The sequence below is a fragment of the Leclercia sp. Colony189 genome (assembly GCF_009740165.1).
Taxonomy (GTDB): Bacteria; Pseudomonadota; Gammaproteobacteria; order Enterobacterales; family Enterobacteriaceae; genus Enterobacter.
Genome location: NZ_CP046557.1, coordinates 1,667,391 through 1,681,170 on the forward strand (window position 1 = coordinate 1,667,391; position 13,780 = coordinate 1,681,170).

The following is a 13,780-nucleotide window of genomic DNA, read 5'->3' on the forward strand; positions in this document are numbered from 1 at the left end:
CCTTTTTTAACCATATAGCTGATGATTGTCAGCGATATTACACCAGAGAGGTTCATTCTCCGCCCGGCTGTGACAAAATAGCGGTTTTGTTGTGAGTGGGTGGAGCTCTCCCAATGCGGGATCGCAATTTTGATGACATCGCGGAAAAGTTTGCCCGCAATATTTACGGCACGACTAAAGGCCGTCTGCGGCAGACGATCCTCTGGCAGGATCTGGACATCCTGCTGGATGGGTTTGGCGACAAGAAACTGCGTGTCCTCGACGCTGGCGGCGGTGAAGGCCAGACGGCGATAAAAATGGCTGAGCGTGGGCACCACGTTATCCTCTGCGATCTCTCCGCTGAAATGATCGCCCGCGCTGAACAGGCCGCGGTGGAGAAAGGTGTGAGCGATAACATGCAATTTATACATTGTGCCGCTCAGGAGATTGCTCAACATTTGGAAAGCCCGGTTGATCTGATATTGTCTCATGCGGTGCTGGAATGGGTAGCCGAACCCCAGGCGCTGCTGAAGACGCTCTGGTCGATACTGCGCCCCGGCGGCGCGCTGTCGCTGATGTTTTACAACGCTAACGGCCTGTTAATGCGTAATGTGCTGGTGGGTAATTTCGGTTATGTACAGCAGGGTATGTACAAGAAGAAACGCCGTACGCTGTCACCGGACTTTCCGCGCGACCCGCAGCAGGTTTATGGCTGGCTGGAAACTTCCGGCTGGCAGATTACCGGGAAAACCGGCATCAGGGTGTTTCATGATTATCTGCGTGATAAACAGAAGCAGCATGAGTGCTTTGACGCCCTGACAGAATTAGAGACGCGGTACTGTCGCCAGGAGCCTTATATTAGCCTTGGCCGCTACATTCACGTCACCGCGCGCAAGCCGCAGAGCAAGGATAACTTATGAGTGAATTTTCCCAGACAGTCCCCGAACTGGTTGCCTGGGCCCGAAAAAACGATTTCTCCCTCTCGCTGCCGGTAGACAGACTCTCTTTTCTGCTGGCGGTCGCCACGCTGAACAGCGAACGGCTGGATGGAGAAATGAGCGAGGGCGAACTGGTGGATGCGTTCCGCCATGTCAGTGATGCGTTTGAGCAAACCAGCGAAACCATTAATGTGCGTGCCAATAACGCGATTAACGATATGGTGCGTCAACGTCTGCTGAACCGCTTTACCAGCGAGCTGGCAGAAGGGAATGCCATCTATCGTCTGACGCCACTGGGCATCGGCATTACCGACTACTACATTCGCCAGCGCGAATTCTCGACCCTGCGCCTCTCGATGCAGCTCTCCATTGTGGCGGGCGAACTGAAGCGTGCAGCCGATGCCGCAGATGAGGGCGGTGACGAGTTCCACTGGCACCGTAACGTCTATGCGCCCCTGAAATATTCAGTAGCCGAGATTTTCGACAGCATCGATTTGACGCAGCGCATCATGGATGAGCAGCAGCAGCTGGTGAAGGACGACATCGCCCAGCTTCTGAACAAAGACTGGCGGGCGGCAATCTCCAGCTGTGAAATGCTGCTGTCAGAAACCTCCGGCACCCTGCGTGAACTGCAGGATACGCTGGAGGCTGCGGGCGACAAGCTGCAGGCCAACCTGCTGCGCATTCAGGATGCCACCCTTGCCCAGGACAATCTGCATTTTGTCGATCGCCTGGTCTTCGATCTGCAGAGCAAGCTGGACCGTATTATCAGCTGGGGCCAGCAGGCGATTGACCTGTGGATCGGCTATGACCGCCACGTGCATAAATTTATCCGAACCGCTATCGATATGGATAAAAACCGCGTGTTTGCCCAGCGTCTGCGCCAGTCGGTACAGACCTATTTCGATGCGCCGTGGGCGCTGACCTACGCCAGCGCTGACCGCCTGCTCGATATGCGTGACGAAGAGATGAGCCTGCGCGACGAAGAGGTCACCGGCGAGCTGCCAGCCGATCTGGAATATGAAGAGTTTAACGAAATACGGGAACAGCTTGCCGCGATGATCGAGGAGCAACTGGCGATCTTCAAAACCAAAAACAAACCACTCGATCTCGGTCTGGTGGTGCGCGACTACCTCGCACAATACCCGCGTGCCCGCCATTTCGATATCGCCCGCATCGTGGTCGATCAGGCGGTACGCCTGGGCGTCGCGCAAGCAGATTTCACCGGCCTGCCGCCGAAGTGGCAGCCGATCAACGATTACGGAGCCAAGGTACAGGCGCATGTCATTGACAAATATTGAACACGTGATGCCAGTTAAGCTGGCCCAGGCGCTGGCAAATCCGATCTTTCCGGCGCTGGACAGCCAGCTGCGTGCCGGTCGTCACATTGGTCTCGACGAGCTGGATAATCACGCTTTTTTAATGGATTTTCAGGAGTACCTGGAAGAGTTTTACGCCCGCTATAACGTGGAGCTGATCCGCGCGCCGGAGGGGTTCTTCTATCTGCGCCCGCGATCCACCACGCTTATCCCGCGCTCGGTGCTCTCCGAGCTGGACATGATGGTCGGCAAAATTCTCTGCTATCTCTACCTCAGCCCGGAGCGTCTGGCGAACGAAGGCATCTTCACCCAGCAGGAGCTCTATGACGAGCTGATGACCCTGGCGGACGAAGGCAAGCTGCTGAAGCTGGTAAACAACCGCTCCACCGGCTCGGACGTGGACCGTCAGAAGTTACAGGAAAAAGTGCGCTCCTCCCTGAACCGTCTGCGCCGTCTGGGGATGGTGTGGTTTATGGGCCATGACAGCAGCAAATTCCGCATCACTGAATCTGTGTTCCGCTTCGGTGCCGACGTGCGCGTGGGCGATGACGCCCGCGAAGCGCAGCTGCGCATGATCCGTGATGGCGAAGCGATGCCGGTGGAAAACCATCTGCAGCTCAATGACGAGCATGAAGACAATCAGCCGGATAGCGGGGAGGAAGAGTAATGATTGAACGCGGTAAATTTCGCTCACTGACGCTGGTTAACTGGAACGGTTTCTTTGCCCGCACCTTTGATCTCGATGAGCTGGTGACCACGCTCTCGGGCGGTAACGGGGCAGGGAAATCCACCACCATGGCGGCCTTCGTCACGGCGCTGATCCCGGACTTAACCCTGCTGCACTTCCGTAACACCACCGAAGCTGGCGCGACCAGCGGTTCCCGCGATAAGGGTCTGCACGGTAAGCTGAAGGCGGGTGTCTGTTACTCCGTGCTGGACGTGATCAACTCCCGCCATCAGCGCGTGGTGGTTGGCGTCCGCTTGCAGCAGGTCGCCGGTCGCGACCGTAAAGTGGATATCAAACCGTTCGCCATTCAGGGGCTGCCAACCTCCGTTCAGCCCACCGCGCTATTGACGGAAACCCTGAACGAACGCCAGGCGCGCGTACTGACGCTGCAGGAGCTGAAAGACAAGCTGGAAGCCATCGAAGGCGTGCAGTTTAAGCAGTTCAACTCCATCACCGAATACCACTCGCTGATGTTCGATCTGGGCATCGTCGCCCGTCGTCTGCGCTCTGCCTCGGACCGCAGTAAATATTATCGTCTGATCGAAGCCTCGCTCTACGGCGGGATCTCCAGCGCCATTACCCGCTCCCTGCGTGATTACCTGTTACCGGAAAACAGCGGTGTGCGTAAGGCGTTCCAGGACATGGAAGCGGCGCTGCGTGAAAACCGTATGACGCTGGAAGCCATTCGCGTCACGCAGTCTGACCGTGACCTGTTCAAGCACCTGATCAGCGAAGCCACCAACTATGTGGCGGCGGACTACATGCGCCACGCCAACGAGCGCCGCATTCATCTCGATCAGGCTCTCGAGTATCGCCGTGAGCTCTTCACCTCCCGCCAGCAGCTGGCCTCTGAGCAGTACAAGCACGTCGAGATGGCCCGCGAGCTGTCCGAGCATAACGGGGCAGAAGGGGATCTGGAGGCCGACTATCAGGCCGCCAGCGATCACCTGAACCTGGTGCAGACCGCGCTGCGTCAGCAGGAAAAAATCGAGCGCTACGAAGCGGATCTCGATGAACTGCAAATTCGTCTGGAAGAGCAGAACGAAGTGGTGGCGGAAGCTGCCGACAAGCAGGAAGAGAACGAAGCCCGGGCCGAAGCCGCCGAGCTGGAAGTGGATGAGCTGAAAAGCCAGCTTGCTGACTATCAGCAGGCGCTCGACGTCCAGCAAACCCGCGCCATTCAGTACAATCAGGCGTTGCAGGCGCTGGAACGTGCAAAAGCGCTTTGCCACCTGCCGGACCTGACGCCAGAGAGCGCGGATCAGTGGCTGGAGACTTTCCAGGCCAAAGAGCAGGAAGCTACAGAAAAACTGCTGAATCTCGAGCAGAAAATGAGCGTGGCGCAAACTGCGCACAGCCAGTTTGAACAGGCATACCAGCTGGTGGCCGCGATTAACGGCCCGCTGGCGCGCGCCGAAGCGTGGGAAGTGGCCCGCGAGCTGCTGCGTGATGGCGTTAACCAGCGCCACCTGGCGGAACAGGTTCAGCCGCTGCGTATGCGCCTGAACGAGCTGGAGCAGCGCCTGCGTGAACAGCAGGAGGCGGAACGCCTGCTGGCTGAGTTCTGCAAGCGTCAGGGTAAACGGGTCGATATTGACGATCTGGAAAGCCTGCATCAGGAGCTGGAAGCCCGTATCGCGTCGCTGTCCGACAGCGTATCCAGTGCCAGTGAACAGCGTATGGCGCTGCGTCAGGAGATGGAGCAGCTACAGTCGCGTATTCAGACGCTGATGCAGCGCGCCCCAGTCTGGCTGGCCGCCCAGAGCAGCCTCAGCCAGCTCAGCGAGCAGTGTGGCGAAACCTTCGAATCCAGCCAGGAGGTCACGGAGTATCTGCAGCAGCTGCTGGAGCGTGAACGCGAAGCAATTGTTGAACGTGACGAAGTGGGTGCGCGTAAGCGCGCCGTCGACGACGAAATCGAACGTTTAAGCCAGCCGGGTGGTGCGGAAGATGCCCGTCTGAACACCCTTGCAGAGCGTTTTGGCGGCGTGCTGCTGTCAGAGATTTATGACGACGTCAGCCTGGAAGATGCCCCGTACTACTCGGCGCTGTATGGTCCATCCCGCCACGCGATTGTGGTGCCGGATCTGTCGCTGATCGCGGACCAGCTCGAAGGGCTGGAAGATTGCCCGGAAGATCTCTATCTGATCGAAGGGGATCCGCAGTCGTTCGATGACAGCGTCTTTGGCGTCGACGAGCTGGAAAAAGCGGTGGTGGTGAAAATCGCCGATCGCCAGTGGCGCTATTCGCGCTTCCCGGCGCTGCCGCTGTTTGGCCGCGCGGCCCGTGAAAGCCGTATTGAGAGCCTGCATACCGAGCGTGAAGCGCTATCAGAACGTTTTGCGACGCTCTCGTTCGACGTGCAAAAAACCCAGCGTCTGCACCAGGCGTTCAGCCGCTTTATCGGTAGCCATCTGGCCGTGGCCTTTGAGGCCGATCCGGAAGCCGAGATCCGCAAGTTCACCACCCGTCGTACCGAGCTTGAACGCGCGATTTCAGCCCACGAAAATGATAACCAGCAGAGCCGCCTCCAGTTCGAGCAGGCTAAAGAGGGCGTCGCTGCCCTTAACCGCATTCTGCCGCGCCTGAACCTGCTGGCAGATGACACCCTCGCCGATCGGGTGGATGAGATCCAGGAGCGTCTCGACGAAGCGCAGGAAGCCGCGCGCTTTGTCCAGCAGTACGGCAATCAGCTGGCGAAGCTGGAGCCGATGGTCTCAGTGCTGCAGAGCGACCCGGAACAGTTCGAACAGCTGAAAGAAGATTATGCCTGGTCCCAGCAGGTCCAGCGCGAAGCGCGTCAGCAGGCGTTTGCCCTGACCGAAGTTTCCCAGCGCCGGGCGCACTTCAGCTACTCCGACTCAGCGGAGATGCTGAACGGCAACAGCGACCTGAACGAGAAGCTGCGCCAGCGTCTGGAGCAGGCGGAAATGGAGCGTACCCGCGCCCGTGAGGCGATGCGTAGCCATGCCGCGCAGCTGAACCAGTACAATCAGGTGCTGGCGTCGCTGAAAAGCTCGTTTGATACCAAGAAAGAGCTGCTGACCGACCTGCATAAAGAGCTGCAGGATATCGGCGTGCGGGCCGACAGCGGGGCGGAGGAGCGGGCGCGCATTCGTCGCGACGAACTCCATGCCCAGCTCAGCAATAACCGCGCCCGCCGCAACCAGCTGGAAAAAGCGCTCACCTTCTGTGAAGCGGAGATGGACAACCTGACCCGCCGTCTGCGCAAGCTGGAACGTGACTACCACGAGAAGCGCGAGCAGGTGGTGACCGCCAAAGCGGGCTGGTGCGCCGTGATGCGAATGGTGAAAGACAATGGTGTTGAACGCCGTCTGCACCGCCGCGAGCTGGCCTATCTCTCCGGCGATGAGCTGCGTTCTATGTCGGATAAGGCGCTGGGTGCGCTGCGTCTGGCGGTGGCGGATAACGAACACCTGCGCGATGTGCTGCGCATGTCGGAAGATCCGAAGCGCCCTGAGCGCAAAATTCAGTTCTTCGTGGCGGTCTATCAGCACCTGCGCGAGCGTATTCGCCAGGATATTATTCGCACCGATGACCCGGTTGAAGCCATTGAACAGATGGAGATTGAACTGGGCCGTCTGACGGAAGAGCTGACCTCACGTGAGCAGAAGCTGGCGATCAGCTCCCGCAGCGTGGCCAATATCATCCGTAAGACGATCCAGCGCGAGCAGAACCGTATTCGTCAGTTGAACCAGGGGCTGCAGAGCGTCTCCTTCGGTCAGGTTAACAGCGTGCGGCTGAACGTCAACGTGCGTGAAGCCCACGCCACGCTGCTTGACGTGCTGGCCGAGCAGCACGAGCAGCATCAGGATCTGTTCAACAGCAACCGCCTGACCTTCTCCGAAGCGCTGGCGAAGCTGTATCAGCGTCTGAACCCGCAGATCGACATGGGCCAGCGCACGCCGCAGACCATCGGTGAGGAGCTGCTGGACTACCGTAACTATCTCGAGATGGAAGTGGAAGTTAACCGTGGTTCTGACGGCTGGCTGCGCGCGGAATCGGGCGCCCTGTCGACCGGGGAAGCGATCGGTACCGGGATGTCGATTCTGGTGATGGTGGTCCAGAGCTGGGAAGATGAATCCCGCCGTCTGCGCGGCAAGGATATCTCTCCATGCCGCCTGCTGTTCCTTGATGAGGCGGCGCGTCTGGATGCCCGTTCGATCGCCACGCTGTTTGAGCTGTGCGATCGTCTGGATATGCAGCTGATTATCGCGGCGCCGGAAAATATCAGTCCGGAGAAAGGCACCACCTATAAACTGGTGCGTAAGGTCTATCAGAACAGCGAGCATGTCCACGTTGTGGGTCTGCGCGGCTTTGCCCCGCAGCCGCCTGAGTCCTTGCCCGGAACGGCTGACGCCTCCTGAGGAATCTGAAAATTAGCGATGGCGGCCCCCGGGCCGCCTTTTTTTATTCCTTGAGCTTGTACTGGCGGCTGCGTTAACTTTAAACTTCTTTACATAAGGTAAGGCTGGTGCCGGTCTGCCTTTCTATAATGAAGTGAAGCCCCGGTGATGAGGGCGTGACGTATAGCAAACAGGGGGCAAGGGATGTTGCTGAATAATATGTATGGTCGTCAGCTGTCGGCACTCAGTTTGTGTTTGACGGTGTTAGTTGCTCCGCTGTTTAGTGCGCGGGCGGATGAGCCCGAGCTGGTTCCTGTCGATAGCTCCGCCACGGTGGGCGCGCAACCGACTGCGCTGTCCCAGCCGCTTGAACAATCGCCTGCCACCGCCATAATGGCCGGTATCCGGCCGCTGCCTGCGGATATCAATGCAGAGCAACGCCGTCAGGAATTGCTTGCGGCGCTGCCTGCCGGCTACACCCCGGCCTATCTCAATCAACTTACGCTGCTGTATGCCGCGCGTGACATGAAGCCGATGTGGGACGATCGTGAAGCCGTGCGCGCGTTCCAGCAGCAGCTGGCTGAAGTCGCCATCGCCGGATTTCAGCCGCAGTTTACTGCCTGGGTCGAGTTGCTGACCCAGCCTGCCGTCACCGGAATGGCGCGTGACGTGGTGCTATCGGATGCGATGATGGGCTATCTGCAGTTTGTGGCGGGGATCCCGGTCAACGGCAACCGCTGGCTCTACAGCAATAAGCCTTACAAGCTGGCGACACCGCCGCTGTCGGTGATTAACCAGTGGCAGCTGGCGCTGGATAACGGCACGGTGCCGCACTTCATTGCCGGGCTGGCCCCGACGCATCCGCAATATGCTGTGATGCACCAGTCGCTGCTGGAGCTGGTGGCTGACACGCAGCCCTGGCCCCAGATCCAGAGTACCGCTAAGCTGAGCCCGGGGCAGTGGAGCAGCGACGTACCCGCGTTGCGAGAAATCCTCAAACGTTCCGGCGTGATTGACGGCGGGCCGAAAATTGCCCTGCCGGGTGACGATCCGCAAAGCGTGGTCGTCAGTCCATCGGCTCCGTCTGTCGAAAAGAAGAAGTCTGTTTCCAGCAAGCCGGCCTCCTATGACCGCAGCCTGGTTGAAGCGGTAAAAGCCTTCCAGACCAGCCAGGGGCTGGGCGCTGATGGCGTTATCGGCCAGGCGACGCGTGAGGCGCTAAACATGACTCCTGCGCAGCGTGCCGGGGTGCTGGCGTTGAATATCCAGCGCCTGCGTTTGTTGCCCGGAACACTCTCGACGGGCATCATGGTGAATATCCCGGCCTTTTCGCTGGTCTATTACCAGAATGGCAGCGAAGTGCTGGCCTCCCGCGTGATTGTGGGCCGCCCGGATCGTAAAACGCCGATGATGAGTAGCGCGCTGAATAATGTGGTGGTTAACCCGCCGTGGAATGTGCCGCCGACGCTGGCGCGCAAAGATATTTTGCCGAAGGTGTGGAATGACCCGGGTTATCTTGAACGCCATAACTATACCGTGCTGCGCGGCTGGAACAGTAAAGAGGCGATAGATCCGTGGCAAGTCGACTGGGCGACCATCACGCCGGCGAATTTACCCTTCCGTTTCCAGCAGGCACCGGGTGCACACAACTCGCTGGGTCGGTATAAATTCAATATGCCAAGCTCGGATGCCATCTATCTGCACGATACGCCGAACCACAACCTGTTCCAGAAAGATGCGCGTGCGCTCAGCTCCGGTTGTGTGCGCGTCAATAAAGCGTCAGAACTGGCAAATATGTTGTTACAGGATGCAGGCTGGAACGACACACGTATCTCGGATGCGCTGAAGCAGGGTGACACGCGATATGTGAATATCCGCCAGAATATTCCGGTTAATCTGTACTATCTTACCGCCTTCGTCGGCAAAGACGGTCGAACGCAGTACCGTACAGATATTTACAATTATGATGAGACTGCCCGGTCCAACACACAAATTCTGCCCAAAGCAGAGCAATTGATCAGATAAATGAAGAAGTTCGGAAAATTCCGGTAGTCTAAGTGGGAAAATAAACGGGGTCTTGCGGTTGCAAGCCCCGTCTTTCCTGGGTTGTGGTGCCTTGACGATGACAGGTTTGCCCGGTAATGTGCCCTTCGTGCGCTGTAAAGCATCTATACGATAACATTGACCTGTAGACCTGATTACCATGGACAAATTCGACGCTAATCGCCGTAAGTTGTTGGCGTTAGGTGGCATTGCGCTGGGCGCGGCCATCTTACCTACGCCATCATTTGCCACGCTCTCTACCCCTCGACCACGTATTTTGACGCTTAATAACCTGCACACAGGTGAGTCAATCAAAGCTGAGTTTTTTGACGGTCGGGGCTATATTCAGGATGAATTAGCCAGGCTGAATCACTTTTTCCGTGATTTCCGCGCCAATAAAGTAAAAACCATCGATCCGGGATTATTTGACCAGCTTTACCGCCTGCAGGGTTTGCTTGGCACCCGCAAACCGGTACAGCTCATTTCCGGCTATCGCTCCCTTGATACCAATAATGAATTGCGTGCCCACAGCCGCGGTGTAGCCAAAAAGAGCTATCACACCAAAGGGCAGGCGATGGATTTTCATATTGAAGGCATTTCGTTAGCCAATGTTCGCAAAGCTGCGTTATCTATGCGCGCAGGTGGTGTAGGATATTACCCACGTAGCAACTTTGTGCATATTGATACCGGGCCATTGCGGCACTGGTAATAACAAATCAGGAGCAGTATGAACTATCGTATTATTCCGGTCACCGCCTTCTCCCAGAACTGTTCGCTTATCTGGTGTGAACAAACCAAACTGGCAGCCCTGGTCGATCCCGGTGGCGATGCAGAGAAGATCAAACAGGAAGTCGCTGCCGCTGGCGTGACCTTAATGCAGATCCTGTTGACCCACGGCCATCTCGATCACGTGGGGGCGGCGGCTGAACTGGCACAGCATTATGGCGTGCCGGTGATTGGCCCGGAAAAAGAAGATGAGTTCTGGCTGCAGGGATTGCCGGCGCAAAGCCGCATGTTTGGCCTTGATGAATGTCTTCCTCTGACGCCGGATCGCTGGCTGAATGAGGGCGAGAGCGTCAACGTGGGCAATGTGACATTACAGGTCTTGCATTGTCCAGGGCATACTCCAGGCCATATTGTTTTCTTTGATGACCAGTCGCGCCTGCTGATTTCCGGTGATGTGATCTTTAAAGGCGGCGTAGGGCGCAGTGATTTCCCCCGGGGCGATCACGGCCAGCTGATCCGCTCGATCAAAGAGAAGTTATTACCGCTGGGCGACGATGTGACCTTTATTTCAGGTCATGGCCCGATGTCTACCCTGGGATACGAACGGCTGCACAACCCATTCCTGCAGGATGAACTGCCGGTCTGGTAATCACAATTAAAAAAGCCTGCTTTAAGCAGGCTTTTTTAATTGCCCGGTGGCGCTACGCTTACCGGGCCTACACGTAGGCCGGGCAAACGCAGTGCGCCCGGCTTAGCGTTTTTACAGCACTGCGACAATCGCTTCGCACAGTGGCGCCATGTTATCCGGCGTCATCCCCGCCACGTTAACACGACCTGATGCCACCGCATAGACGCCAAACTCTTCGCGCAGACGCAGAACCTGCTCTTTGGTCAGGCCGCTGAATGAGAACATGCCATTCTGTTTGATGATAAAGCTGAAGTCGCGATCAGCCCCTTTTTCTGCCAGGGTGTTCACAAACAGCTGACGCATGCGCTGAATACGCTGACGCATGTCGTTCAGTTCCTGCTCCCAGATAGCGCGCAGGGCGTCATTACTGAGGATAGTCGCCACTACAGACGCACCGTGAGCCGGCGGGTTAGAGTAGTTAGCACGAATAACGGATTTCATCTGGCTGAACGCACGGTCAACGGTCTGCTCATCAGACGCCACCAGCGTACAGGCACCAACGCGCTCATTGTAGAGGCCGAAGTTCTTGGAGTAAGAGCTGGCAACAATCAGCTCTTTATGGACTGCTGCGAAAGCGCGCAGGCCTTCTGCATCTTCTTCCAGACCACGGGCAAAGCCCTGATACGCGAAGTCGAACAGCGGCAGCCAGCCTTTTTCTACGGAGAGTTTCGCCAGCTGTTCCCACTGCTCCAGCGTCGGATCAATGCCGGTTGGGTTATGGCAGCAGCCGTGGAACAGCACCACATCGCCCGCCTGCGCTTCGCTCAGGCTGGCCAGCAGGCCGTCGAAGTCCAGAGAGTGGTTGGCCGCGTCGTAGTAAGCATATTCACGCACTTCCAGACCCGCAGAGTTAAAGACGCTCTTGTGGTTCGGCCAGCTCGGATTGCTCACCCAGACGGTTTTTACGCTGGTGTTTTTGGCAAGGAAATCCGCTGCCACGCGCAGTGCGCCAGTACCGCCAGGGGTCTGTGCCGTGCGGGCACGTTTATCGCTGACAATCGCGCTGCCTTTGCCGAAGAGCAGTTCCTGGGTGCAACGACCAAATTCCGGAATACCGTCGATGCCGAGGTAGTTTTTGGTATTTTCATTTTCCAGCAGATACTGCTCAGCTTTTTTTACGCTGGTCAGTACCGGGGTCTTGCCGGTCTCATCTTTATAGACACCAATACCCAGGTTAATTTTCCCGGGGCGGTCATCGGCACGAAACAGATCGGCCAGGCCCAGAATAGGGTCGGCAGGGGCGGCGGTAATGTTCTCAAACATGACGAAGTTCCATTGTGGTTACGGAAGTGAAATCCGCTATCAGGTTAACGATAGTTCTACAAAATGCCAACCGTTTGCTACAAAAAGCGTGCGGCTTTTCAAAAGTCGCCATTTTTTGCTTTCAGGCATAAAAAAACAGGGCCGAAGCCCTGTTTTTTAGACATATAACAAAGTGGTGTACTGATTAGAACTGGTAAACGATACCTACACCCGCCTGGTCGTCGGTAGACAGGCCAGTTGCTTCGGTGTAGTTGTTGTCGTCCAGCAGGTTGAAGCGGTACGCAGCGTACACGTTCATGTTCTTGTTGAAGTAGTACCAGGTACCCACTTCTACGTATTTCACCAGGTCAGCATCGCCGCCGGAGAAACCGTTACGACCAGTCAGATCTTTACCTTTGGACTGTACGTAACCCACGGATGGACGCAGACCGAAGTCGAACTGGTACTGAACCACAGCTTCAACGTTCTGAGTCTTGTTCGCGAACTCGCCGTCGTTTTCACGGGTCATGTTCTGAGATTCGCCGTACATTACTGCTGCGTACAGGTTGTTTGCATCATATTTCAGGGAGGTTGCCCAGCCTTCAGCACGTTCGCCTTTATTGTCTGCACTCTGCGCAGTAGAGCGGTCAGAGTTAGAGTAGGCTGCGGTTACGTTGAAGCCTTCAGCGAAGTCATAGCCCAGAGAGTAGCTGCCGCCGTCGCCGTTCTGACGGCTGATGGTGTGGCCAGACTCGTTTTTACCCTGATACTGCAGACCTACTGCCAGGCCGTCAACCAGACCGAAGAAGTCAGAGTTACGGTAGGTAGCCAGACCGGTGCTACGTGCGGTCATGAAGTTGTCGGTTGCCGCCAGGGAGTCACCGCCCCAGATAACGAACATATCGGTAGAAGCCAGCGCATCATAGAACACGCCGTAGTTACGACCGTAGTCGAATGAACCGTAGTCACCAGCTTTCAGGCCTGCGAATGCCAGACGGGTCTTGGTGCCCTGAGCGCCTTCCTGGGAAGAAGCGTCCATGTTGTATTCCCACTGACCGTAACCGGCCAGCTGGTCATTAATCTGAGTTTCACCTTTGAAGCCGATACGCGCATAGGTGGTATCACCGTTGTTGGTGTCACCGTTGGTGGTCCAGATGTGCTCACCTACAGCTTTACCGTAGAAGTCCAGCTTGTTAGCGTTTTTGTTATAGATTTCTGCTGCGTTAGCTGCACCGGCTGCCAGCAGGGCAGGGATAACCACTGCCAGGATATTGCGCTTCATCATTATTTATTACCCTCATTGGTTTTTTTATGACACTCGCCACTGCCGTCAATAAATTCTGTCAATAAATATTTCCGGAACTATTGATGAGAGTTTGGTGTCTTTATGTGTCTGACAGGCATCTTTCCATTCAAATAGCGGTTTCGCTAGCCTGAAAGTGCTACAAATATAAAGAATCAGTTACAATAAGAAAATATGTGTAACTAAATGTGAATTTTAAGGAACTTTGTGAGGCACCTCAAAGTTCAGAGTTGAATGGCTAAATTTAAAGCTTCACATATTCTATCTATATGAATTGCTTATCTTAATTTCAGATAATGACTTTTTTTATGATCCGAAGCATTAGCGAACAATTTTTCTTATTTCTGGAGATGGACGTCTGGATAGCCGGGGATTTGTGCGAAAAATGTGCTAATGCTTAAGAAAGAGATTAGGCGCAATAAGAATAGGGTTTATTTTTTGTTCAAAG

Annotated in this window: 9 protein-coding genes; 7 read left to right on the forward strand and 2 right to left on the reverse strand. The window is 56.1% G+C overall.

Annotated features, from left to right (window positions below; translation table 11 throughout):
• Window positions 1–113 precede the first annotated feature (113 nt).
• The 7 genes from cmoM to GNG29_RS07820 all read left to right on the forward strand — a co-directional run bounded on the left by cmoM (window position 114) and on the right by GNG29_RS07820 (window position 10,748).
• Complete coding sequence (gene cmoM / locus GNG29_RS07790) at window positions 114–899, forward strand: tRNA uridine 5-oxyacetic acid(34) methyltransferase CmoM (protein WP_103178930.1); 786 nt, start codon at window positions 114–116, stop codon at window positions 897–899.
• Window positions 896–2,218, forward strand: a complete 1,323-nt coding sequence (mukF, locus tag GNG29_RS07795; RefSeq protein ID WP_103178931.1) for a chromosome partition protein MukF — start codon at window positions 896–898, stop codon at window positions 2,216–2,218. Before cmoM ends, mukF begins: the two co-directional genes overlap by 4 nt.
• On the forward strand, window positions 2,199–2,903 hold the full coding sequence (gene mukE, locus GNG29_RS07800; RefSeq protein WP_103178932.1) for a chromosome partition protein MukE: 705 nt from the start codon (window positions 2,199–2,201) through the stop codon (window positions 2,901–2,903). Before mukF ends, mukE begins: the two co-directional genes overlap by 20 nt.
• The gene (mukB, locus tag GNG29_RS07805; RefSeq protein WP_103178933.1) at window positions 2,903–7,351 is read left to right on the forward strand and encodes a chromosome partition protein MukB; all 4,449 of its coding nucleotides are present in this window, start codon (window positions 2,903–2,905) and stop codon (window positions 7,349–7,351) included. Before mukE ends, mukB begins: the two co-directional genes overlap by 1 nt.
• 183 nt (window positions 7,352–7,534) lie before the next feature.
• Complete coding sequence (gene ldtD, locus GNG29_RS07810; protein WP_156654215.1) at window positions 7,535–9,355, forward strand: L,D-transpeptidase; 1,821 nt, start codon at window positions 7,535–7,537, stop codon at window positions 9,353–9,355.
• A gap of 178 nt (window positions 9,356–9,533) precedes the next feature.
• Window positions 9,534–10,082 (forward strand): YcbK family protein, encoded by a 549-nt coding sequence (locus GNG29_RS07815; RefSeq protein WP_103178935.1) that lies wholly within the window; start codon window positions 9,534–9,536, stop codon window positions 10,080–10,082.
• 18 nt (window positions 10,083–10,100) lie between these two features.
• Complete coding sequence (locus GNG29_RS07820; protein WP_103178936.1) at window positions 10,101–10,748, forward strand: MBL fold metallo-hydrolase; 648 nt, start codon at window positions 10,101–10,103, stop codon at window positions 10,746–10,748.
• 111 nt (window positions 10,749–10,859) lie between these two features.
• Here GNG29_RS07820 and GNG29_RS07825 read toward each other — a convergent pair whose 3' ends face one another.
• Window positions 10,860–12,050 carry an amino acid aminotransferase gene (locus GNG29_RS07825; protein ID WP_103178937.1) on the reverse strand — a complete coding sequence of 397 codons (1,191 nt, stop codon included), beginning with the start codon at window positions 12,048–12,050 and terminating at the stop codon, window positions 10,860–10,862.
• 184 nt (window positions 12,051–12,234) lie between these two features.
• On the reverse strand, window positions 12,235–13,314 hold the full coding sequence (locus GNG29_RS07830; protein WP_103178938.1) for a porin: 1,080 nt from the start codon (window positions 13,312–13,314) through the stop codon (window positions 12,235–12,237).
• Window positions 13,315–13,780: the final 466 nt, after the last annotated feature.

Coding starts and splice junctions, on each gene's coding strand:
- cmoM (WP_103178930.1), top strand. CDS start 114: ATGCGGGATCGCAATTTTGATGACATCGCGGAAAAGTTTGCCCGCAAT.
- mukF (WP_103178931.1), top strand. CDS start 896: ATGAGTGAATTTTCCCAGACAGTCCCCGAACTGGTTGCCTGGGCCCGA.
- mukE (WP_103178932.1), top strand. CDS start 2,199: ATGTCATTGACAAATATTGAACACGTGATGCCAGTTAAGCTGGCCCAG.
- mukB (WP_103178933.1), top strand. CDS start 2,903: ATGATTGAACGCGGTAAATTTCGCTCACTGACGCTGGTTAACTGGAAC.
- ldtD (WP_156654215.1), top strand. CDS start 7,535: ATGTTGCTGAATAATATGTATGGTCGTCAGCTGTCGGCACTCAGTTTG.
- GNG29_RS07815 (WP_103178935.1), top strand. CDS start 9,534: ATGGACAAATTCGACGCTAATCGCCGTAAGTTGTTGGCGTTAGGTGGC.
- GNG29_RS07820 (WP_103178936.1), top strand. CDS start 10,101: ATGAACTATCGTATTATTCCGGTCACCGCCTTCTCCCAGAACTGTTCG.
- GNG29_RS07825 (WP_103178937.1), bottom strand. CDS start 12,050: ATGTTTGAGAACATTACCGCCGCCCCTGCCGACCCTATTCTGGGCCTG.
- GNG29_RS07830 (WP_103178938.1), bottom strand. CDS start 13,314: ATGATGAAGCGCAATATCCTGGCAGTGGTTATCCCTGCCCTGCTGGCA.